The organism is Parasphingopyxis sp. (assembly GCF_052168275.1).
Classification (GTDB): domain Bacteria; phylum Pseudomonadota; class Alphaproteobacteria; order Sphingomonadales; family Sphingomonadaceae; genus Parasphingopyxis.
On the sequence record NZ_JBQLZM010000139.1, the window covers coordinates 44,271 to 65,974 of the forward strand.

The 21,704-nt window shown below is 67.3% G+C and carries 18 protein-coding genes; 10 read left to right on the top strand and 8 right to left on the bottom strand.

Translation table 11 applies throughout. From position 1 onward, the window contains the following. Positions 1–34: 34 nt before the first annotated feature. Positions 35–2,263 (bottom strand): DUF305 domain-containing protein, encoded by a 2,229-nt coding sequence (locus tag ACTS1X_RS12690; RefSeq protein WP_442614768.1) that lies wholly within the window; start codon positions 2,261–2,263, stop codon positions 35–37. Positions 2,264–2,432: 169 nt separating this feature from the next. On the opposite strand from ACTS1X_RS12690, the gene ACTS1X_RS12695 reads away from it, so the two are divergent. Together ACTS1X_RS12695 and ACTS1X_RS12700 are read left to right on the top strand one after the other, a co-directional pair. After that, positions 2,433–3,494 (top strand): MBL fold metallo-hydrolase, encoded by a 1,062-nt coding sequence (locus ACTS1X_RS12695; RefSeq protein ID WP_442614769.1) that lies wholly within the window; start codon positions 2,433–2,435, stop codon positions 3,492–3,494. A gap of 70 nt (positions 3,495–3,564) precedes the next feature. Next, positions 3,565–4,791, top strand: coding sequence for an APC family permease (locus ACTS1X_RS12700; protein WP_442614770.1), 1,227 nt, complete (start codon positions 3,565–3,567; stop codon positions 4,789–4,791). Between the two features lie 20 nt (positions 4,792–4,811). Here the strand turns inward: ACTS1X_RS12700 and ACTS1X_RS12705 are convergent, their stop codons facing one another. Together ACTS1X_RS12705 and ACTS1X_RS12710 are read right to left on the bottom strand one after the other, a co-directional pair. Beyond that, a complete protein-coding gene (locus ACTS1X_RS12705) occupies positions 4,812–5,534 on the bottom strand; it encodes a methyltransferase family protein (RefSeq protein WP_442614771.1) in 723 nt (240 codons plus the stop codon). Positions 5,535–5,697: 163 nt separating this feature from the next. Then, positions 5,698–6,120 carry an MAPEG family protein gene (locus ACTS1X_RS12710; RefSeq protein WP_442614772.1) on the bottom strand — a complete coding sequence of 141 codons (423 nt, stop codon included), beginning with the start codon at positions 6,118–6,120 and terminating at the stop codon, positions 5,698–5,700. Positions 6,121–6,250: 130 nt separating this feature from the next. On the opposite strand from ACTS1X_RS12710, the gene ACTS1X_RS12715 reads away from it, so the two are divergent. Further along, positions 6,251–7,156: a LysR family transcriptional regulator gene (locus tag ACTS1X_RS12715; RefSeq protein WP_442614773.1), complete on the top strand. Its 906-nt coding sequence runs from the start codon at positions 6,251–6,253 to the stop codon at positions 7,154–7,156. A 14-nt stretch (positions 7,157–7,170) separates the two neighbouring features. Here ACTS1X_RS12715 and ACTS1X_RS12720 read toward each other — a convergent pair whose 3' ends face one another. The 3 genes from ACTS1X_RS12720 to ACTS1X_RS12730 all read right to left on the bottom strand — a co-directional run bounded on the left by ACTS1X_RS12720 (position 7,171) and on the right by ACTS1X_RS12730 (position 8,675). Next, a complete protein-coding gene (locus ACTS1X_RS12720) occupies positions 7,171–7,380 on the bottom strand; it encodes a hypothetical protein (RefSeq protein WP_442614774.1) in 210 nt (69 codons plus the stop codon). Between the two features lie 80 nt (positions 7,381–7,460). Then, positions 7,461–7,715: a hypothetical protein gene (locus ACTS1X_RS12725; RefSeq protein WP_442614775.1), complete on the bottom strand. Its 255-nt coding sequence runs from the start codon at positions 7,713–7,715 to the stop codon at positions 7,461–7,463. A 129-nt stretch (positions 7,716–7,844) separates the two neighbouring features. Then, positions 7,845–8,675, bottom strand: a complete 831-nt coding sequence (locus ACTS1X_RS12730) for an MlaA family lipoprotein (protein WP_442614776.1) — start codon at positions 8,673–8,675, stop codon at positions 7,845–7,847. 193 nt (positions 8,676–8,868) lie between these two features. Between ACTS1X_RS12730 and ACTS1X_RS12735 the strand changes: the two genes are divergently transcribed. From ACTS1X_RS12735 to ACTS1X_RS12760, 6 genes are all read left to right on the top strand, one after another. Continuing rightward, the gene (locus tag ACTS1X_RS12735) at positions 8,869–9,828 is read left to right on the top strand and encodes an ArsR/SmtB family transcription factor (RefSeq protein WP_442614777.1); all 960 of its coding nucleotides are present in this window, start codon (positions 8,869–8,871) and stop codon (positions 9,826–9,828) included. After that, positions 9,825–10,769, top strand: a complete 945-nt coding sequence (gene metF / locus ACTS1X_RS12740) for a methylenetetrahydrofolate reductase (protein ID WP_442614778.1) — start codon at positions 9,825–9,827, stop codon at positions 10,767–10,769. The genes ACTS1X_RS12735 and metF overlap by 4 nt, the downstream gene beginning before the upstream one ends. Next, the gene (locus tag ACTS1X_RS12745; protein ID WP_442614779.1) at positions 10,766–11,812 is read left to right on the top strand and encodes a homocysteine S-methyltransferase family protein; all 1,047 of its coding nucleotides are present in this window, start codon (positions 10,766–10,768) and stop codon (positions 11,810–11,812) included. Before metF ends, ACTS1X_RS12745 begins: the two co-directional genes overlap by 4 nt. Before the next feature lie 8 nt (positions 11,813–11,820). Continuing rightward, entirely contained in the window at positions 11,821–14,445 is a 2,625-nt protein-coding gene (metH, locus tag ACTS1X_RS12750; protein ID WP_442614780.1) for a methionine synthase, read from the top strand. Between the two features lie 111 nt (positions 14,446–14,556). Beyond that, positions 14,557–15,498 (top strand): right-handed parallel beta-helix repeat-containing protein, encoded by a 942-nt coding sequence (locus tag ACTS1X_RS12755; RefSeq protein WP_442614781.1) that lies wholly within the window; start codon positions 14,557–14,559, stop codon positions 15,496–15,498. Between the two features lie 74 nt (positions 15,499–15,572). After that, on the top strand, positions 15,573–17,297 hold the full coding sequence (locus tag ACTS1X_RS12760) for an arylsulfatase (protein WP_442614782.1): 1,725 nt from the start codon (positions 15,573–15,575) through the stop codon (positions 17,295–17,297). A gap of 151 nt (positions 17,298–17,448) precedes the next feature. Here ACTS1X_RS12760 and ACTS1X_RS12765 read toward each other — a convergent pair whose 3' ends face one another. Next, positions 17,449–19,101 (bottom strand): alkaline phosphatase family protein, encoded by a 1,653-nt coding sequence (locus ACTS1X_RS12765; protein ID WP_442614783.1) that lies wholly within the window; start codon positions 19,099–19,101, stop codon positions 17,449–17,451. A gap of 14 nt (positions 19,102–19,115) precedes the next feature. On the opposite strand from ACTS1X_RS12765, the gene ACTS1X_RS12770 reads away from it, so the two are divergent. Then, a complete protein-coding gene (locus tag ACTS1X_RS12770) occupies positions 19,116–21,242 on the top strand; it encodes a protein-disulfide reductase DsbD family protein (RefSeq protein ID WP_442614784.1) in 2,127 nt (708 codons plus the stop codon). A 121-nt stretch (positions 21,243–21,363) separates the two neighbouring features. On the opposite strand, the gene ACTS1X_RS12775 is transcribed toward ACTS1X_RS12770, so the two are convergent. Beyond that, a partial coding sequence (locus tag ACTS1X_RS12775; RefSeq protein ID WP_442614785.1) for an amidohydrolase family protein occupies positions 21,364–21,704 on the bottom strand: 341 nt, incomplete at its 5' end.

Consider the following 21,704-nt stretch of genomic DNA (forward strand, 5'->3'; position numbering starts at 1 on the left):
ACGTGGCCGCAACGTCGGCACTGTGCCCTGCCGGTCAGTCGCCCGGCCGGTCTCCTTCGCGCTTGCTCTCTTCAACCAACGACAGGATATCCGCCGGCCAGCTGACCTGCGTCTGGGTCTGTGGGTTGAACAGGCCGTCTTCATAGATCGCCGCTTCCGCCGCCGCGATTTCGGCGGCCGACAGATGCTCGCCCGGCTCCAGCGCAAAGACGTCGAGTCCGCGGACCATGTCGGTCGCGTAGATCCGGCCATTATACCAATAGGCCGACCAATAGCCGCCGGTCAGGAGCTGGTCGGCATCGACCGGCCCGCGATCGAAATAGGCGATTTCGAACGGGTTGGCGGGGTCGGTGAAGTCGATCACCGATATGCCGCCCTGATACCAGGCCTGGACGAAGATATCGCGGCCCGGCACCGGAATGATCGAGCCGTTATGCGCGACGCAATTCTCGGTCTCTCCCTGCGGGGCGGGCAGCTTGTAGGTACCCCGATATTCGAGCTCGCCGTCGACGATCGCGTAGAAGGCGTTGGCGCCCCAACGGCGCGGGTCCGCGGCCTGGCAGCGCGGACGGCCGCCGCCGCCCCATTCGTCGGTGAAGAGCACCGTGGTGCCGTCATTGTTGAAGGTGGCCGAATGCCAATAGGCGAAGCCTTCATCGACCACCTCGTCGATCCGCTGCGGGTTCATGGGATCGGAAATGTCGAAGATGATCCCGTTGCCCGAACACGCCCCGGCGGCGATATTGAGCGCCGGGAACACCGTGATGTCGTGACACTGGTCGGTCCGGCTCGTCTCCTGCGTGTCGTCGCCATGATCGCCGCCCTGCCACAGGCCGCCCAGGCGCCCGGTCTCCGCATCGGCGAACACGGCCGGGCTGGAAACGATCCGGGCCGCGGCCGGATCGGCCAGCGGAATTTCGATGACATCGATGCGGAACAGCGCGGTGCGCGCATCGCCCGGGACGTCGCCGACGCAGCCGGCCAGCTCTTCCTCGTCGCGCACCGAGGAGGTGCCGGAATTGTAGACGATCAGGCTCTCCTCCGTTTGCGCGACCAGCGAATGGGTGTGCGAGCCACGGCAGGTCTGCACCTGGCCGACCTGGCGCGGGCGCGTGACGTCCGAAATGTCGAAGATGCGCAGCCCGCGAAAACGCTCGTCGCTGATCTGCGCGTTCACCCCCTGCCGGCCGCAATCGACGCGCGCCCGCATGTCCTGCACGCTCATCAGGAGAAGGTTGCCGGCGATGGACACGTCGCCCTGGCCGCCCGGGCAGACGGTGGCGCTCAGCAATTCGGGCACGCCGTCCTCGCCCAGCCGATAGGCTTGGAATCCGTGATAATTGCCGACGATCATCAGATCGCCGGAAAAGGCGATGTCGGTATTGACGAAGGACAGCAGACTGCCGCGCTCGGCAAATTCGGGTTCCTCTTCTTCGCTTGCATCGCCTTCACCATTCTCTGCCGGACTGGCGGCCTCGTCTTCGTCCTCGGGTATCTCCGGGCGCAGGCCGGCGGGATTGGCCGGATCGAAAAAGCCGTCCGGCTTGCGCAGAAAGGCGACATGGCGCAGGCCGCTGATCGCCTCGCCGGCGTCGAACAGGCCCGCGGACAGCTCCGCGCGGGGGTCCTCGGACAGGCTGGCGAGCAATGCGTTCATGCGATCGATTTCGGCCTGCTGGTCCGTCACGATGTCGGTCGTGAAGCGATGCATGACCGGGTCGGCGGCGGTGCCCGGCAGTTCGAGCAGTTCCTCGACCATGGTCAGCGCGCCCTGATGATGCAGCGTCATCAGCTCGAGGAACAGCCGGTCGAACCCGGTGCCGCGCAGGGTTTCGAGCCGTTCCATCTGTTCGGGCGTCGCCATGCCGGCCATGCCCGCATGATGCATATGGCCCATGCCCGCCATTTCGGCCGGTTCGCCGCGTTCGCGCAGCCAGGTGCGCATGAAGCTGATCTCGTCCGCCTGCGAGGCGTCGATGCGGCCGGCCAGCGCGATAATCGCTTCATTGTTGGTGCGGTCCGCCACCAGTGCGGACATTTCGACCGCCTGGCGGTGATGGACGATCATGTTCTGCATGAAGGCCGCATCGGCCGGGGCGAAATCGTTGCGCGCCAGCGTGCGCGCTTCTTCGGCCGTCAAGGTGCGGGAGGGCTCGCCGGGCGCGCCGGGTTGCACGATCGTCGGACTTTGCGCCGCGACGGCGGCGGTGCCGCACAGCAATATCGACAGAAGCGAGGCGCGCATGGTTCGCTCGATGGTCACGACGATCTCCCTGTATCCGGATGGAAAGACCGAGAAACACATGCCGAGGCGGCGCCGTCAAGTGGCCGCTTTCGCGCGCCGGCGACGGGTCCCTTTCATTGCGCCCGGGCTCTGATAGTCTCGCTTGCGGATTGCGGGGGGATCGGCGGTGGCGAAACGGGGGACATGGTTGGCGGCGCTGGCCCTCGCGGCCGGGCTGGCAGTCGGGGGCGCCTGGCTGTTCCAGGCGCAGATCGGCGCCTGGATGTTCGGTCGCGGCGTTGCCGCGGCGGTGGAACGTGACGAGATCGCCGCGCTGCCCGACGGCCTGCATGTCGCGATGTGCGGCACCGGCTCGCCGCTGCCCGACCCGAGCCGGGCCGGGCCCTGCACGGCCGTGATCGCCGGAGACCGGCTGTTCATCGTCGATATCGGTGCGGGCGCGGTCCGCAATTTCGGGCCGATGGGCCTGCCGGTCGGCGATGTGGCGGGCGTCTTCCTCACCCATTTCCATTCCGACCATATCGACGGCCTGGGAGAGCTGCTGCTTTTGCGCTGGACGGGCGGCGGTCACGATAGACCGCTGCCCGTGATCGGGCCCGAAGGGGTCGAGGACGTGCTTGCCGGGCTGGCGACGGCCTATGCCGCCGATAGCCGGCACCGGGTCGATCATCATGGCGAGACGGTCGTGCCGCCGTCCGGCCGGGGCGGGCGGCCGTTCGCATTCGCGGTGCCGCCGCCCGGCGCGATGCGGACCGTATATGACGAAGGCGGCCTGCGCGTGCAGGCGTTCCGCGTCGATCACGGCCCGGTCCGCCCGGCGGTCGGCTATCGCTTCGATTATGCGGGGCGTTCCGTCGTCATCAGCGGCGATACGGCGCGCGAGGAGACGGTGGCCGCGGCGTGCGACGGCTGCGACCTGATGATCCATGAGGCGCTCAACGCCGAGATGGTCCAGCGCATGCGGGGCTCGGTCGCAGATTCCGGCAACGCCCGCCTGGCGCGGATCCTGGAAGACATCCTCGACTATCACGCGACGCCGTTCGAAGCGGAGGAGATCGCCGCGCGCGGCGAGGCCGGGATGCTCGTGCTGACCCATATCGTTCCGGCAGTGCCCGACCGCTTCATGGAAGCCGCTTTCCTGAGCGGGACCGGCGATCGCTACGCCGGCGATATTGTCCTCGCGCGCGACGGCATGCTGTTCAGCCTGCCGGCGGACGACGAGGCGATCGGGCGGTCGATGCTGATGTAGGCCTGCGGTTCCGCCGGCCCGTCCGTCGGGCCATTGCTCCAGGGCCGGTTCGCCCTATGCTGCCGGGATCATGCCCGGTCCGTCCGCCGATCCCGCTCCCATAGCCCTCCGGCGCAGCGTCACCGGTCCGTTGCTCGTCCTGTACGGCGTCGGGACGATGATCGGTGCGGGGGTCTATGCGCTGATCGGGGAGGTCGCAGCGGCGGCGGGCATGTTCGCGCCGCTCTCCTTCGTGCAGGCTTCGCTGATCGCGGCGCTGACCGCGACCAGCTTCGCCGAACTCGCCGCGCGCTATCCGCAATCGGCGGGCGAGGCAGCCTATGTTTCGGCCGCCTTTGCCGACCGGCGGATCGCGCTGCTGGTCGGCCTGCTGATCATCGCGTCGGGGATCGTCTCGTCGGGGGTGATGTTCCGCGGGTTCGCCGGCTATGCCGGCGGGCTTGCGAGTTTCGAACCCTGGCACGCCTATCTCGGCCTCGCCCTCCTGATCGGCGGGCTGGCAAGCTGGGGAATCGGGCAATCGGTTTTCGCGATCGCCGCGATCACGATCGTCGAGGTCGGCGCGATCCTGTTCGTCATCGCGCTGGGCGCGGTCCGGGGCCTCGATCTGCCGGACGCCGTACCGGCGTTCGGCCCGGCCGGGGCGGCGGGCGTCGTCGCCGGGGCGGTGCTCGCCTTCTACGCGTTCATCGGCTTCGAAGACATGGTCAACATCGCCGAGGAGGTGAAGCGCCCGCGCCGGACGCTTCCGGCGGCGATCCTGCTGGCGCTGCTGCTGACGGCGCTGATCTATATCGCGCTGGCGGTCGTCGCGATCGGCAGCGTATCGGTCTCGGAACTCGGTGCCAGCACCGAGCCGATGACCCTGATCCTCTCGCGGCTGACCGACGCGCCGAGCGGGTGGATGAGCTATGTCGCGATGCTGGCGGTGCTGAACGGCGCGCTGGTCCAGGTCGTGATGGCGTCCCGCGTGCTGTTCGGCCTGTCGCGCCAGCGGCTGATCGCGCCATGGTTCGGCCGCGTGCATCCGCGGACCCGGACGCCGATCGCCGCCACGCTGCTCGTGATCGCCGGCGTCTTCGCGGCCGCCATGCTGTTGCCGCTCGCCACGCTCGCGCAGTTCACCGCGATGTTCCTGCTGATCGTCTTCGCCCTTGTGAACGTGGCGCTCATTCGCGTGCGCCGGACGGACGCGGAGCCGCCCGGCCATTTCACGGCGCCGCGGATCGTGCCGTATCTCGGCGCGGCGACGGCCGCCCTGTTCGCGCTGACCAGCGGTTACCAGATCGTGAGCTGAGGCGGGCGCCGCGCCCCGGCCTAGAATCGCGGTAGAAAGGCCGGAACGCGCCGCCGATAGTCGCGATAGGCGTCGCCCAGTTCCTCGATCAGATCGGCTTCCTCGAACGGCGTCGCGATCAGGACGTAGACGAGCGCCGCGAGCGAGAAAAGGAGATGGCCGGCGGTCAGGTGCGGCACGAGGAGCGGCGCCGCGATCCAGCCCAGGCTGATCGGGTGGCGGACGATGGCGTAGAGATAGCGCGCGCTGAAGCGGCCGCCGGGCGGCGGCGCGTTGCGGAAACGCTCCCAGGCCTGGGCGATGCCGAGAAAGCGGAAATGGCCGAAATGGAAGGTTGCGGCGACCATCATTCCCCAGCAGCCGAGATAGAGCGCCCAGATCGCGATCTGCCCCGGGAGCCACCGGACGTCCCAGATGGTGGTCGGGATCGGTTGCCACAGCAGCACGAGCAGCGCGATCAGGCCGGCGGTCATATAGACATAGGTGGCCCGCTCGACCGCGGCGGGAACGAATTTCGTCCACCAGCGCTTGAACGAGGCGCGGGCCGTGATCGAGTGATGCAGGCCGAACAGCCAGAGCAGTCCCGCATCGGTCAGCGCGGCGGTCCAGGGCGATCCGGCCGCGCCGTCGCCGATCGCCTTGGGAACGCCGATATTGGCGATAAAGCCGGCCATATAGGCGACCGACGCCATCCCGATCAGATAGCCGATCGCCGCATAGAGAAGGATCAGGGTCTTTTTCATCGCGCTACGCCTCCTGGAATGATCGATAAGGGACGACTAGCCGGCGGGCGTTTGAACGAGCGTTGGAAGGCGCGTTGAATCGGGGGCGGGACACAAAGAAAGAGCCGGACGCCTTGCCGCGCCCGGCTCTTCAGTGATGCTCGCACAGGACGGGGAGAGGGGGCTAGGCCGTGCCGAGCATGTAGAGCAGATAACCGCCGAGGCCGATGCCGGAGAAACCGGTTCCGACGGCGCCGGCAACGCGGGCGGCGATGAAGAATTTGCTGCCCTCGTCGCCGTGCGAACCGGTCAGCGAACCAAAGGCCAGAATGTGGAAAAACCGTGCCGCAAGGAAGACCCCGGCAAAGGCCCATAGCAGCGTCGGCGGTGCGCCGACCAGCTCGGCAAGCGCGAGCGTAACGATGAACAGCGCTCCGTTCTCGGCCAGATTGCCGTGACGGCGGACTTTGCGTTCGAGGTCGCGATCGTTTCCGATACCGAGATTGACCCCATGTTTTCCGCGATGGGCGCCGACGGTCACCATGAGTATCAGCTGGACGATGAGGACGATCGCGGCGACGGTTGCGGAGATGACGGGAAGCGGCATGGTCGTCCTTTCGGAGCAAAGTTGACGGGCTGTATTCTGAGCCCTAGTGGTGCAAATATTCGACGTCCAAGACTAATTATGCACCTTGATGGCGCGTTTATTAGCCAAGAGAATGGAGAGCGATCGTCCGATGGCCCGCGCCGCAGATCCCGACTGGGACGATATCAAGACGTTCAGCGCGGTGATGGCGGCCGGCACGGTCCGCAACGCCGCCCGGGAGCTCGGCGTCCACCATTCGACCGTGAGCCGGCGGATCGAGGCGCTCGAACACTGCCTGAAGGTGCGGCTCTTCGATCGCCGCCCCGAAGGCTATGCGCCGACCCAGGCCGGCGAGGAGCTGGCGGCGATCGCGGACGGTTTCGGAAACGAGCTGAACGCCATCACCCGGCGGATCGCGGGCCGCGACGACATGCTGCCCGGCAAGCTGACCGTGACAATGGCCGAACCGCTGGCGACCGGCATCTTCGCCCCGCGCCTCACCGAATTCAGCGACCGCTATCCGGGGCTCGAGCTCGACATCATCGTCACTTATGAACAGCTCGACGTGTCGCGCCGGGAGGCCGATATCGCGGTGCGGATGAACAACAACCCGCCCGAAACGCTCGTCGGAAAGCGCTATTTTCCCTATTATACGAGCATCTACGCCGCCCCGGCCTATCTCGAGAAACACGATTTCGCGGCCGCCCCGGACAAGGCGCGCTGGCTCGGCTGGGGCGATACCGACGACCGCTATCCCGATTGGACGCAGCGGACCGAGTTCGCGAAAGTGCCGGTATGGGGCGCGTTCGACCGGCCGTCGCTGCAGATTGCGGCCGCCGAGGCGGGGATGGGCCTCGCCATGCTGCCCTGCATGATGGGCGACCTGGCGCCGGGGCTCGTGCGCGCGACCGACCGCAAGCCCGAACCGGCGCGCGACATCTGGGTGCTGACGCACAACGACCTGCGCCGCACGGCCCGGGTCCGCGCCTTCATGGATTTCGCCGAGGAGGTGATCCGCGACAACAAGCCGCTGCTGACCGGCGAACGGGGCGGCTAGCGCGGGGCGGCCCGTTAATGTTCCTCCTCGCCGGCGTCGGCGGGTTCCGGGTCGGCGGTCCGGATGGCCGTCTCATATTCTGCCTGCGCTTCGTCCAGCGCCGCGGCGGCCTCGTCCAGCTGGCGCTCTTCGGCGCTGGTGGTGCCCGATTCGTCCTGCGCTCCGCCGCACGCGGCCAGCGGCCCGGCGAGCATCGCCGATATCAGGATATGGCTTTTCTGCATCCGACATCCTCCCCCCAAAAAGAAAAGGCCGCGTTCCGATGCCGGACGCGGCCTCTTCCGTGTCTGGTAAGACCCGAGCCTTATTCGGCTTCCGCGTCTTCCGTGCCGGTTGCATCTTCGGCGGCGGCTTCGACATCGCCGGCCATCTCGTCCATTTCGGCCATCGCGTCGTCGGCGGCGGCTTCCATGTCGGCGGCGGCTTCGTCGGCAGCGGCTTCTACGTCCGCAGCAGCTTCTTCGGCATCCGCTTCAACAGCTTCCTGCTCGGCTTCGGCGCAAGCCGCCAGTCCAAGCGAAGCCGCAAGGGCCAAAGGCAATGCAAAAGTCTTAGTCATGGGTCACTCTCCCAGTGGTTGACAAATTAACGTAAAACGACTTGAGCCCCCGAGGGGGTATCCCCCGAAACCAGTCGCGGATTTTTACCCCCGCTGGGGCGGTAAAGCAATATATTGCTGATCAACCGCTTATTCGGGCTCCACGGGCGCCGGTTCGCCGCTGTCCTCCATGTCCTCGATATCCTCGAGCGCGGCTTCGAAAGCCGCGTCCTCGCCCTCGCTCAGATCGTCCCCGTCGCCCGCGAAGCCGGCGGTATCGTAATTGAGGATATCGTTCTCGCGGCGCTGGAAAAAGGCCGAGCGGGCGGCCGCATAGGGATCGGCGCTGCTTTCGAGGAAATCGTCGATCCCGGCGTCGATCAGCTCGGAGCGCGTGCTGATGATGCTGCCGGCGCGGATTCCCCATTGCTCCTGCGCCGTCAGGTTCAGGCCGCGATCGAAGAAGATCGAGACCGGGTTGGCGACGAAGTCGACGATCGTGCCGAACGTGTCGCGCTGCGTGGACGGGCCGAGAAAGGGATTCATGACATAGCCGCCGTCGCCGACGCCCCAGGCCGCAAGCGTCTGGCCGAAATCCTCGGGCGCCGGTTCGATGCCGAGGTCCGTGGCGTGATCCGCCAGGCCGCCGACCCCGATCGTCGAATTGATGATGAAGCGGCCGAGATTGCGCAGCGCCCGGCCCGGCTTGCCCTGCAGCAGGTTGTTGATGAACGACCAGGGCTCGGTGAGATTGCGGAAGACGTTGGCGATGCCGCGGCGCGCGGGCTGCGGGGCGATCGTCCGGTAGACTTCGGTCACGGGCCGGATCGCGACGGTGTCGATTCCCTGATTGACCGCCCACATGTCGCGGTTGAACTCTTCGTGCGGATCGCGGTCGGCCATGCCGTTCGGCCCGGCCTGCGTCGTCGCGCAGGCGCCGAGAAACAGCATCAACAGCAATGAAGTCAGGAGTTTACGCAAGGGACCATTCTCCACGGACCGACGGGATTGGCCGCCCGAAATGCCTTCGCAAGCCGGCGCTGTCGAGTCCTTTGACGATTAACGATTTGTGCCCCTCCCGCGCCCGACGGCGATCAACGCGCTGCAACAGAACGGAAAATCCGCAGGTCCGCGATGCTTGACCGCATATAAAGATATCTTTATGTCTTTATACATGCGTGCCGAACTCGAGATATTCCGGGCCCTTGCCGATCCGACCCGGCTGCGAATCGTGGCGCTGCTGCGCGCGATGGAGCTGTCGGTCGGCGAACTGGCTCAGGTGCTGGGACAGAGCCAGCCCCGGGTCTCCCGGCACGTCAAGATACTGGTCGACGCCGGGCTTGCCGAGCGCCGCAAGGAGGGCAGCTGGGTGTTCCTGGGACTGGGCGATCCCGTTCGCGTCCGCCCGTTGCTCGATGCGATCGACGGCTGGTCGGAAGAGGGCGAGGATCACTGGATGCGCGCGGATATCGCGCGGCTGGCCGCGGTCCGCGCCGACCGGCAGGCCGCCGCCGAAGCCTATTTCGCCGCCCATGCCGATCAATGGGATGCGATCCGCTCGCTGCACGTCGCCGAGAGCGAGGTCGAGGCCGCCATGCGCCGCGCCCTGGCCGAGGAAGGTATCGGCCGGCTCGTCGATATCGGCACCGGAACCGGGCGCATGCTCGAACTGTTCGGCGGCGAGGCGACGAGCGCGATCGGGATCGACCGCAGCCCCGAAATGCTGCGTCTCGCCCGGGCGAAACTGGCCGAGGCCGGCCTCGAACGGACGGAAATCCGGCAGGGCGACATGTATGCGCTGGAGCTGCCGAGCGATGCCGCGGACACGGTCATCCTCCACCAGGTGCTGCATTACGCGCAGCAGCCCGCCGCGGCGATCGCCGAGGCGGCGCGCCTGCTCGACACCGGCGGGCGGCTCCTCATCGCCGATTTCGCCGCGCACCAGCGCGAGGAGCTGCGCAGCCGGGACGCCCATGCGCGGCTCGGCTTCTCCGACGACCAGATCGCCAAATGGTTCGACGCCGCGCGGCTCGATGGCGGACTGGTCGACGAGCTTCGGGGCGGCGAACTGACGGTGAAACTCTGGCTCGGCCGCCGCAAGGCGGGCCGCAGGCTCAAGGTGGTGGCGGCATGAACCTGACGATGGACCAGCTGCACGAGGCGCGCCGCGCCACGGACGATCCGCTGTTCGCCGATCTGGCCGGCGACGCGCAGGTCTCGTTCGAATTCTTCCCGCCCAAGACCGAGAAGATGGAGGCGACGCTCTGGGAGTCGGTGAAGACGCTCGAGCCGCTCGGCCCGCGTTTCGTTTCCGTCACCTATGGCGCGGGCGGATCCACCCGCGAACGCACCCATGCGACGGTCCGCCGGATCACGCAGGAAACGCCGCTCAAGGCCGCGGCGCACCTGACCTGCGTCGATGCGAGCAAGGCCGAGATCGAAGAGGTGATCGGCGACTATTGGGACGCGGGCGTGCGTCACATCGTCGCGCTGCGCGGCGATCCGCCGCGCAAGGGCGATGCGTTCGAACCGTTCCGGCCGCATCCCGAGGGCTATGCGAACGCGGCGGAACTCGTCGCCGGCATCAAGGCGTTCAAGCCGTTCGAGGTATCGGTGGCTGCCTATCCCGAGGTCCATCCCGAAGCCGATTGCCCGCAGGCCGATCTCGACAATCTCAAACGCAAGCTGGACGCCGGCGCGACGCGCGCGATCACGCAATTCTTCTTTTCGGCCGACAGTTTCTTCCGCTTCCGCGACGAGGCGGCGGCGGCGGGGATCGATGCGGAGATCGTGCCCGGCATCCTGCCGGTGTCCAACGTCGCGACGACGCAGCGGATCGCGGGCATGTGCGGGGCGACGATTCCCGACTGGATGAACCGCCTGTTCGAAGGGCTCGACGCGCTGCCCGCCGCGCGCCAGCTGATCGCGGCGACCGTCGCCGCCGAACTCTGCCGCAAGCTCTATGCGGGCGGCGTGCGCGAATTCCATTTCTACACGTTGAACCGCGCCGAGCTCAGCTATGCGATCTGCCATCTGCTCGGCATGCGGCCTCACCCGCAGGACGACAGCCGATGACCGATACTGCCGACCGGATCCGCGCGATCGCCGCCGAGCGCATCCTCGTTTTCGACGGGGCATGGGGGACGGCGATCCAGGATTACGATCTCGACGAAGCCGGCTATCGGGGTGGCCGCGATTTCCGGCTCGACCAGAAGGGCAATAACGACCTGCTCTGCCTGACCCGGCCCGAGATCGTCGAGGACATCACCGCCGCCTATCTCGATGCCGGCGCCGATATCGTCTCGACCAACACGTTCAGCGGAACCACGATCAGCCAGGCCGATTATGGCGACGAGGAACTGGTGCACGAGCTCAACGTCGCGGCGGCGCAGATCGCCCGGAAGGCGGCGGACGCGAAGGCGACGCCGGAAAAGCCGCGCTTCGTCGCCGGGTCGATCGGCCCGACCAACAAGACGCTCTCGCTCTCGCCGGACGTCAACGATCCGGGTTTCCGGGAGGTCGATTTCGACCAGATGAAGGCCGTCTATGCCGAGCAGATCGACGGGCTGATCGAGGGCGGCGTCGACATGCTGCTCGTCGAGACGATCTTCGACACGCTGAACGCCAAGGCGGCGATCATGGCCGCGCATGAATCGGGCGACCGGCACGGAAAATCGCTGCCGCTGATCCTGTCGATGACGATCACCGACATGTCGGGCCGCAACCTGTCCGGCCATTCGATCGAGGCCTTCTGGGCGTCCGTCCGGCACGCGAAGCCGCTGGCGATCGGACTCAACTGCTCGTTCGGCGCGGACCGGCTGCGCCCGCACATGCAGGCGATTTCCGACATCGCCGATACGCTGGTGATCGGCTATCCCAATGCCGGCCTGCCCAACGAGCTCGGCGAATATGACGAGGATGCCGAGCATACGCGCGACAAGATCAGCCAGTGGGTCGAGCTCGGCCTCGTCAATATCGTCGGCGGCTGCTGCGGCACGACGCCCGACCATATCCGCGCGATCGCGGAGATGGTCGCAGGCAAGCCGCCGCGGGCGGTCGCCGAGCCGATGACGCGGACTTTCCTCGCGGGTCTCGAACCGATGACGCTCGCGGCCTGAAGGCAATCATGACCGACAGCTCAGCCACCTTCGTCAATATCGGCGAACGCACGAACGTCACCGGTTCCGCCCGGTTCAAGAAGCTGATCCTCGCCGACGATTACGAGGCGGCGGTCGAGGTCGCGCGCCAGCAGGTCGAGAATGGCGCCCAGATCATCGACATCAACATGGACGAAGGCCTGCTCGACGCCGAAAGGGCGATGACGACCTTCCTCAAGCTGATCGCCGCCGAGCCCGATATCGCGCGCGTGCCGATCATGATCGACAGCTCGAAATGGTCGGTGATCGAGGCGGGCCTCAAATGCGTGTCGGGCAAGCCGATCGTGAACTCGATCTCGATGAAGGAAGGCGAAGAGGAATTCCTCGCCCATGCCGCCAAGTGCCGGGCCTATGGCGCGGCCGTCGTCGTCATGGCGTTCGACGAGACGGGACAGGCGGACACGAAGCAGCGCAAGGTCGAAATCTGCCAGCGGGCGTACAAGCTCCTCACCGAAAACGGCTTTCCGCCCGAGGACATCATCTTCGATCCCAATGTGTTCGCGGTCGCGACCGGGATCGACGAGCATCGCCGTTACGGCCTGGACTTCATCGAGGCGGCGCGCGAAATCCGCGACACCTGCCCCGGCGTCCATATCTCGGGCGGGCTGTCCAACCTCTCATTCAGCTTTCGCGGCAACGAACCCGTGCGCCGCGCGATGCACAGCGTGTTCCTCTACCACGCGATACCCGCCGGCATGGATATGGGTATCGTGAATGCGGGTCAGCTCGACGTCTACGACCAGATCGATCCCGAACTGCGCGAAGCCTGTGAGGATGTGATCTTCGACCGGCGCGACGATGCCACCGAAAACCTGATCGCGCTGGCCGAGAAATATCGCGGCACCGACGCCAGGGCCGATAAGGAGGCCGAGGAATGGCGGAGCTGGGAAGTGGTCAAGCGGCTCGAATATGCGCTGGTCAAGGGGATCGACGCCCATGTCGTCGACGATACCGAGGAAGCGCGGCAGGAGATTTTCGCCCGCGGCGGCAAGCCGATCGAGGTCATCGAAGGGCCGCTGATGGACGGCATGAACGTCGTCGGCGATCTTTTCGGTTCGGGCAAGATGTTCCTGCCCCAGGTCGTCAAGTCGGCGCGCGTGATGAAGAAGGCCGTCGCCCATCTCCTGCCCTTCATCGAGGCCGAGAAGGACGAAAAGGCGAAGGGCAAGGGCACGATCATCATGGCGACCGTGAAGGGCGACGTGCACGATATCGGCAAGAACATCGTCGGCGTCGTCCTCCAGTGCAACGGCTTCGAGGTCGTCGATCTCGGCGTGATGGTGCCGTGGAGCGATATCCTCGAGGCGGCCAATGAGAACAAGGCCGACATGATCGGCCTGTCCGGGCTCATCACCCCCTCGCTCGACGAGATGGTGACCGTGGCCGAGGAGATGCAGCGTGCCGAGATGCGGCTGCCGCTGCTGATCGGGGGCGCTACGACGAGCAAGGTGCATACCGCGCTCAGGATCGAACCCGCCTATGCGGGGCCGACCATTCATGTGCTCGATGCGAGCCGCGCGGTCGGCGTCGCCTCGACCCTGGTTTCCCAGACCCAGCGCGCGCCCTTCGTCGAACAGGTCGCCAACGATTATGACGAGATCCGCACGGCGCGCGAGGGCAGGGGCGCGAGCAAGCTTGTGTCGCTTGAGGATGCGCGCGCCAATGCGTTCGACGCCGATCTCGCGCTGAAGGCCCCGGCGCCCGCCAAGCCGGGCCTCCACGTCTTCGACGACTGGCCGCTCGACGATCTGCGCGACTATATCGACTGGACGCCCTTCTTCCGCGCCTGGGAGCTTGCCGGCACCTATCCGGCGATCCTCGACGACGATGTCGTGGGAGAGAGCGCGCGAGACCTGTTCGCGGACGGGCAGAAGATGCTCGATACGATCGTCGCCGAGGGCTGGCTCAAGCCCCGCGCGGTCGCGGGCCTGTGGGAATGCCGGCGCCAGGGCGACGATATCGTCGTGATCGACGGCGGCCGCGAGCATCGCCTCCCGATGCTCCGCCAGCAGGTGTTCAAGCGGTCCGGCCGCGCCAATATGTGCCTTGCCGATTTCATCGATCCGGCGGGCGACTGGATCGGCGGCTTCGCGGTGTGCGCCGGCCATGGCATCGACGCGCATATCGACCGCTTCAAGGCGGAGACCGACGACTATTCCGACATCCTGCTGAAAGCGCTGGCCGATCGCCTCGCCGAAGCCTTTGCCGAGCGCATGCACGCCCATGTCCGCAGGGAGCTGTGGGGCTATGCGGCGGACGAGGAACTGACCAACGCCGAGCTGATCCGCGAACAATATACGGGCATCCGCCCGGCGCCCGGCTATCCGGCCTGCCCGGACCACAGCCTCAAGCCACTGCTGTTCGAACTGCTCGGCGGCGGATCGGGGCATAACGGCCCGGCCGGGATCGAACTCACCGAGAGCTTTGCGATGTGGCCGACCGCGGCCGTTTCGGGCTTCTACTTCGCCCATCCCCAGTCGCAATATTTCGGCGTCGCGAAGGTCGGCCGGGACCAGCTCGAGGATTATGCGGGCCGCCGCGCGGTCGATCTCGACACCGCGACCCGCTGGCTGCGGCCGAATCTCGAGGCCTGAACGGCCTGAAAAGAGCGTTAACGGGCCGAAAAGCCGATCTTAACCAGAAATTTTCGGACTTTCTTAACCGCGCCGCGCGCATCGCATGGGCTCCTGATCCGGAGTGTCCCCATGCGCGTTTCGCCTGTCGTCGTCATCGCCGTCCTCGTCGCCACCTGCGCGCCGCTTGCCGCCCAGCGCGCCGCCGCGCCGTTCACCGTGGAGGAAACCGGACAGGGCTTCGACCGGCTCGACCGGGCCGTTGCCGCCATCGGCAACGGGCGGGGCACGATCGCGATCGCGCCCGGCACCTATCGCCAATGCGCGGTGCAGGAAGCCGGCGCGATCACCTACCGCGCCGTGGAGCCGGGCACCGTCATCTTCGACGGCGTCGCCTGCGAACAGAAGGCGGCGCTCGTCCTGCGCGGCCGGTCGGCACGCGTCGACGGGCTGATCTTCCAGAACCTGTCGGTGCCCGACGCCAACGGCGCCGGAATCCGGATCGAGGAAGGCGATCTGGAGGTCCACAACTCGCTGTTCCGCGACAGCGAGCAGGGCATTCTTTCGGCCCGGGATCGCGGCGCGACCATCCGCATCGACCGTTCGACATTTTCGGGGCTCGGCCGCTGCGACCGGGGTCTCAGCTGCGCCCACAGCATCTATATCGGCGAATATGGCGCGCTCGAGGTCACCCGCTCGCGCTTCGAGCGCGGCACCGGCGGCCATTATGTGAAGAGCCGCGCGCCCCAGGTCCGCATCTCCGATTCCAGCTTCGACGACACCCAGGGCCGCGACACAAACTACATGATCGACCTGCCCGCGGGCGCGGTCGGCGCGATCACGAACAACATCTTCGTCCAGGGCGAGAACAAGGAAAACTGGAGCGCCTTCATCGCCGTGGCGGCCGAGGGCGGCGGCAATCCGAGCGCGGGCCTCGTGATCGCCGACAACCAGGCGTCGCTGGCGCCCGGGGTCCGCCGCAATACCTGGTTCGTCGGCGACTGGAGCGGCGAGGCGCTGCGCATCGGACAGAATGAGCTGGGCGCGGGCATTTCGGTTCTCGATTCGCGCTGACGGCCGCTTAAATTGACAAGACCGGGCCCATCGCCGAGACCCGGTTCATGGGGGTTCGGGGTCTTTTTCGCCTGATGGTGACAATCGCGGCGCTGTGCGTTTCGGCGGCGGCATTCGCCCAGGGCACCGCTCGTCCCAATATCGTCCTGATCGTCGCCGACGATGTCGCCTTCACCGATCTCGGCGCCTATGGCAGCGAAATCAGCACCCCGCATATCGACGCGCTGGCGCGGCGCGGGACGATCTTCTCCAACTTTCACGCGACCCCGATGTGCGCGCCCTCGCGCGCGATGCTGATGACCGGGGTCGGCAGCCACCGCGCCGGGCTGGGCAACCTGCCCGAAACCACGCCGGACGCGCATCGCGGATCGCCGGCCTATCGCGGCATGCTGGCCGAGGGACTGCCGACCATCGCGACGCGCCTGAGGCGCGCCGGCTATCGCACCTATATGACCGGCAAATGGCATCTCGGGCATACGCCCGAAACGCTGCCGAGCGCGCGCGGGTTCGACCGGACCTTCATCGTCGACGCGACCGGCGCGGACAATTGGGAGCATCGGCCCTATCTGCCCTATTACGACCGGGCCGAGTGGTTCGCCGACGGCGAGCCGGTCCACGAACTGCCCGAGGATTTCTACTCGTCCGCATTTCTCGTCGACCGGATGATCGATTTCATCGGCGGGACGGGCGCCGACGATCCCTTCTTCGCCTATGTCGCATTCCAGGCGATCCACATCCCGGTACAGGCGCCGCGCGAATTCACGATGCGCTATCGCGACGTCTATGACCGCGGCTGGCAGATCCAGCGCGAACGGCGCCACGCCGCCGCCATCGCGGCCGGGCTGATCCCGGCCGACGCGCCGCTCGGCGCGATCCATCCCGATCTGCGCCGATGGGAGGATCTGACGGCCGAGGAACGGGCCTGGTATGCCCGCGCGATGGCGGTCAACGCCGGGATGCTCGAAGCGATGGACCATCATCTCGGCCGGCTGGTCGCGCATCTGCGGGCGATCGGCGAATATGAGAACACGGTCTTCATCGTAACGTCCGACAACGGCCCGGAAGGCAATTCGGCAGAGGGCAATCTGCTGATGAGCAGCTGGATGTGGGCGGTCGGCTATTCGACCGATATCGACACGCTGGGCGAGCGCGGCAGCTTCGGCTTCATCGGCCCGGAATGGGCGAGCGCCAACGCTTCTCCCGGCAGCCTGTTCAAATTCTACGCCAATGAAGGCGGCACGCGCGTTCCGCTGATCGTTTCGGGGCCCGGTATCTCCGAAGGCGGCATCGCGCGCCAGCTCGGCCTGATCAGCGATATCCCGGCGACGATCGCCGTCCTGGCCGGGGCGGATGCCGGGGGAATGACCGGGCGCAGCCTGATCCCGGCACTGTCCGGCGAGGAAACCGATATCTACGGTCCCGGGGACAGTTTCGGGATCGAAACCGCCGGGCGCATGGCCTTCTATCGCGGCCGCTACAAGATCGTCCGCAACGGCCCGCCGCTCGGCGACAATGTGTGGCGGCTATACGATCTGGAGGCCGATCCCGGCGAGACGACCGATCTGTCGGAGGCCCAGCCCGAACTCTTCGAAGCGATGCAGGCCGGCTATGCGGCCTGGGCCGAAGAGAATGGCGTGCTCGACATGCCCGCCGGCTACGATCCGCTCGAGACGCTGATGGCGCATAGCCGGGGGCCGGTGCTGCGCCGTTACTGGTGGGTGCTGGCGCTGCTCGCGGGGATCGTTATCGCGCCGGCCGTTCTGCTCGCCCGTCGCCGCCGAACGCGCCGCTTGGCATAAACCAACCGCTTGCAATGTTGGAGATTGTCTGGCGGAATCGCCGGACGCTGGTCGATGCCAACCCGGTCGATGGCGGAAAAGACGAGGCGCCCGGAAGAGGCGCTGTGTGTAAACTATGTAAACTTAGCGGGATTTCGGGTCGCGCCTTGTCTCACGGACAATTGCTGGCCGCGACGTCCGGCATCAGGTCGAGGCAGCGCCCGTCGATCTCGATATCCGAGATATCGAGGCCGATCAGCGAGGCGAGCGTCGGCAGGATATCGACGGTCATCACGCCCAATGGCTGCTCGACATGGTCGGCGCCGGGCCACCAGAAGAGGATCGGCACGCGGCGGTCATAGTCCCAGACGCTGCCATGGGTCGCCACATAGGCGCCGGGCATCGCCTGGGGGATCGGCGTGACGCGCGGCTGGAGCACGACGATGAAGTCGCCCGACCGGTCGGGATGGAAATTGGCCCGGACCCGGTCGAGCACCGTCCAGTGCTCGGGCGGCGCGTCGGTGACCGGCTGCGCCATGATCTCGTCCCGGCCGTAGACGCGATAGACCTGCGGGTGCGCCGAGATCAGCGCGATGGCCCGGTCGATCACCTCGGCGCGGCGATCCTCGGACACCGAGCGATCGACATAGAAATCGCCGAACGGCCCGTCGGCGCGCAGGATCGGGGCTTCGAGCCCGGTCTCCTCCGCCAGTCGGGCGTCCAGCGTCTCGAAGCCGGGGAGCAGGCGCGCGGCGCGCGGCGCGGCCTGTCCGATCTGGCGTTCGGGCAGGTCGAGCCCGCCATGGTCGGCGGTCAGCATCGCGACATAGTCGATGCCGCGCGCGTCGAGCCGGGCGAAGAAATCGCCGAGCATCGCATCGAGCGCCATCAGCTGGACGCACATCTCGACGCCGTGCGTGCCATAGGCATGGCCGATATAGTCGGTCGAGGCGAGGCCGATAGCGAGCAGGTCCGTCGTCCCGCCCTGGCCGAGCCCGAGCTCGGACACCAGATCGGCGGCGAGATTCAGCGTCAGCAAATCGCCTTCCGGCGAGGCGAGGATGGCACGGCCGCTGGCCGCCGGGCCGCGCGAAAAGGCATGCGTCCCGACCGTGGCGCCTTCGCCGACCGGGATGGCCCGGTTATAGGCCGCGCATTGCGCGGGCACCGGAAGCGGCACGCGGGACGAGGCCATGGCCCTGCCCGCCGCCTGGTTGATCCAGGCCACGGCCTCGGGGACGTCGCGCCCGTCGAACGTCGTGAAACCGGCATCGCCCGGCCAGAACATGTGATCGGCATTGGCCCCGCCCAGCATCACGGCCGAGCGGTCCTTGCCGGCCACCGAGACGACCTGGCTCGCCGCGTCCACCCGCTGGATCAGGTCGCCCAGGGTCGGCACCAGGAGATTCCCGGCTGAAACCGTATAGTCGCTGGACGAGGAGCCTTCGACGCCCGGATCTTCCGAGCAGTAGACGCGGACATCCTCGCGCGCGACGCCCATGTCGAACCAGCGATTGGCGATGACGCCCGTCCGTCCGGGATGCGCGCCGGTCAGGATCGTCGCATGGCCGGGGCAGGTCTCGGTCGCCGCATGCGCCTGATAGCCGGAGGGGAAAACCGCACCCCGCAGCAACCGGGCGAAGCCGCCGGTGAAATTCTGGCGGTGCTGGGCGAAGATGTCGGCGCTGAGCTGGTCGACGGCGATCGCGACCACGAGCCGCGGCGGGGTCGACTCGGCGGTGTCCGCGCTCTGCTCATCCTGGGCGAACGCCGCGAAAGGCAGGGACAGGGCTGTAACCAGAGCGGCGATGCGGGCGAATTTCATCGGATATCCTCTTGATGGTGCACGGCGCGGGTGGCGCTGCTATAGCGCGCTCGCGAAGGAGCAAACAGGTGCGATTTTCCTTTTTGAAGACCGTTATCGCGGCGCTCGCGGCCCTTGTCTGTTTGCTGCCCGCCGTCGCGCCGGCCCAGGCGCCGCGCGAGAATGCGATCCAGACCGCCCTGCTCGCGGAAACGCAGGCGCCGGCGCCCGGCCAGAGCTTCACCATCGCGATCCGGATGCGGCCCGACCAGGGCTGGCACGGCTATTGGCTGAACCCCGGCGAAGCGGGCCTTCCCGACCGCTTCGAATGGGATCTGCCCGCAGGCGTCTCGATCGGCGAGCTGCGCTATCCGGTGCCCGAGCGGCTCTCGATCGCCGGCATCATGAACTACATCTATTATGGCGAATATGCGCTGCTCGCCGAGGTGTCGCTCGACGAGAGCGTCGCGCCCGGAACCGCGCTGCCGATCCGCGCCCAGGGCCAGTGGCTCGCCTGCACCGACGAGATCTGCGTGCCAGAGGGCGGTTCGCTCGGGATTGACCTCGTCGCCGGGTCGGGCGCGATATCCGATGCCGAGATATTCGACGGCTATCGGGCGCGCCTGCCGCGCCCGCTGGGCAGCGAGGCGGTGTTCGAGGTCGCCGGAGACACGCTGCGGCTGGGCATTCCCTTTCCCGAAACCGCGTCGGTGTCGGCCCCCTATTTCTTCTCGCGGACGGACCGGGTGCTCGATTACAGCGCCGAGCAGCGCATCTCGCGCAACGGCGACATGCTCGTCGTCGAAGTCCCGGCCGAGCGCGATGCGGGCGCCGCCGAGCGGATCGAGGGGCTGATCAGGATCGGCGAACATGACGGGCTGACGCTCGCCGCGGTGCCCGGCGACGTGCCGGCCGCAGGCACGCCGATCTCGGGCGAACCCGCCGGTTCGGACATGATGAGCGCCGATATCGGCACGGTCCTGTTCGCGCTGGGCGGCGCCATCCTGGGCGGGCTGCTGCTCAACATCATGCCCTGCGTATTCCCGATCCTGAGCCTCAAGGCGCTGAGCCTGGCGAAAACGGGCGGCGAGGAACTCGCGGCCCGGCGCGACGCGCTGGCCTATACCGGCGGCGTGATCGTCGTGTGTCTCGGTCTCGGGGCGGCGCTATTGGCGCTCCGCGCGGGCGGCGCGGCGGCGGGCTGGGCGTTCCAGCTGCAGGATCCGCGGATGATCCTGTTCCTGTTGCTGCTGGTCACCGCGATTGCGTTGAACCTCGCCGGCCTGTTCGAAGTGCCGGGCGTGTCGGGCGGCGGCCGCTTCGCCGACAGGGACGGCGCGGCGGGGTCCTTCTTCACCGGCGCATTGGCCGCCTTCGTCGCGACGCCATGCACCGGCCCGTTCATGGCGGCGGCGCTGGGCGCGGCGCTGGTCGTGCCGACGATCGTCGCGCTGGCGATCTTTGCCGGGCTGGGCCTTGGGCTGGCGCTGCCGTTCCTGGTCCTCGCCTATGTGCCGGCGCTGCGGGCCAGACTGCCCAGGCCCGGGCCGTGGATGGTGCGGTTCCGTCACCTGATGTCCGTGCCGATGTTTCTGACCGCGCTGGCGCTTGGCTGGGTGCTGGGCCGTCAGACCGGGGTGAACGGGATGACGCTGGGCATCGCCGCGGCGCTCGGCATCGCGCTGATGCTGTGGTGGGCGGGCAGCCGTCAGGTCGCCGGCAAGCGCGCCTGGCTGCCGATCGTCCCGGCGTTGATCGTGACGCTGGCCGCGCTGGCGGTGGTGCCGACCGCGTCTTCCGCGCAGTCGGATGCGAGCGCGGGCGGCGCATTGAGTGCGGAGACCTTCAGCGAGGCGCGCCTGTCCGAACTGCGCGCCGAGGGCCGTTCGGTGTTCGTCTATTTCACCGCGGACTGGTGCATCACCTGCAAGGCGAACGAGGCCGGGGCGATGAGCCGCCAGGCGGTTGTCGATCATTTCGAGGCGCAGGATATCGCGGTGCTGGTCGGCGACTGGACGAGCGGCGACCCGGTCATCGGCCGGTTCCTCGAGAGCCATGGCCGCTCGGGCGTGCCGCTCTATCTGTTTTACGGGCCCGACGGCGAGCCGGAGATCCTGCCGCAGATCCTGACGGTCGGGATGCTGACCGAACTGAGCGCCTGACTCAAAAAATCCACCGTTCGCCCTGAGCTTGTCGAAGGGCTGTCCTTACTTCCGACAACTCCTGAAAAGTGAAGAGCAGGGCTTCGACAGGCTCGGCCCGAACGGATCGCGTCCTTTGCCCTCACCGCCCGACCTCGTCGTCCTCGCTGATCATCGGCCCGACCGGCGCGTCCATCGGCGGTGCGTCGGCCGCGCCGCGCACCCAGGTCCGCTCGCCGCCGATCCATGTTTCCATGACCTGCGTTGCGCGGATGTCCTCGGGTGTCGCGTCGAAGATATCGCGATCGAGGATCAGGAAATCGGCATGGAGCCCTTCGCCCAGCCGCCCCAGCTCGTCCTCGGCGAACCCGGCGAACGCCGCATCGGTCGTGAAGGCGGCGAAGGCCTGTTGCAGCGAGACGCGCTCATGCGCCTGCCAGCCGCCGGCCGGCTGGGCGGCGGCGTCCTGCCGGCTGGTCGCGG

Coding starts and splice junctions, on each gene's coding strand:
- ACTS1X_RS12745 (WP_442614779.1), top strand. CDS start 10,766: ATGACCGATACTGCCGACCGGATCCGCGCGATCGCCGCCGAGCGCATC.
- ACTS1X_RS12755 (WP_442614781.1), top strand. CDS start 14,557: ATGCGCGTTTCGCCTGTCGTCGTCATCGCCGTCCTCGTCGCCACCTGC.
- ACTS1X_RS12715 (WP_442614773.1), top strand. CDS start 6,251: ATGGCCCGCGCCGCAGATCCCGACTGGGACGATATCAAGACGTTCAGC.
- ACTS1X_RS12735 (WP_442614777.1), top strand. CDS start 8,869: ATGCGTGCCGAACTCGAGATATTCCGGGCCCTTGCCGATCCGACCCGG.
- metH (WP_442614780.1), top strand. CDS start 11,821: ATGACCGACAGCTCAGCCACCTTCGTCAATATCGGCGAACGCACGAAC.
- ACTS1X_RS12710 (WP_442614772.1), bottom strand. CDS start 6,120: ATGCCGCTTCCCGTCATCTCCGCAACCGTCGCCGCGATCGTCCTCATC.
- ACTS1X_RS12765 (WP_442614783.1), bottom strand. CDS start 19,101: ATGAAATTCGCCCGCATCGCCGCTCTGGTTACAGCCCTGTCCCTGCCT.
- ACTS1X_RS12700 (WP_442614770.1), top strand. CDS start 3,565: ATGCCCGGTCCGTCCGCCGATCCCGCTCCCATAGCCCTCCGGCGCAGC.
- metF (WP_442614778.1), top strand. CDS start 9,825: ATGAACCTGACGATGGACCAGCTGCACGAGGCGCGCCGCGCCACGGAC.
- ACTS1X_RS12720 (WP_442614774.1), bottom strand. CDS start 7,380: ATGCAGAAAAGCCATATCCTGATATCGGCGATGCTCGCCGGGCCGCTG.
- ACTS1X_RS12725 (WP_442614775.1), bottom strand. CDS start 7,715: ATGACTAAGACTTTTGCATTGCCTTTGGCCCTTGCGGCTTCGCTTGGA.
- ACTS1X_RS12770 (WP_442614784.1), top strand. CDS start 19,116: ATGGTGCACGGCGCGGGTGGCGCTGCTATAGCGCGCTCGCGAAGGAGC.
- ACTS1X_RS12760 (WP_442614782.1), top strand. CDS start 15,573: ATGGTGACAATCGCGGCGCTGTGCGTTTCGGCGGCGGCATTCGCCCAG.
- ACTS1X_RS12705 (WP_442614771.1), bottom strand. CDS start 5,534: ATGAAAAAGACCCTGATCCTTCTCTATGCGGCGATCGGCTATCTGATC.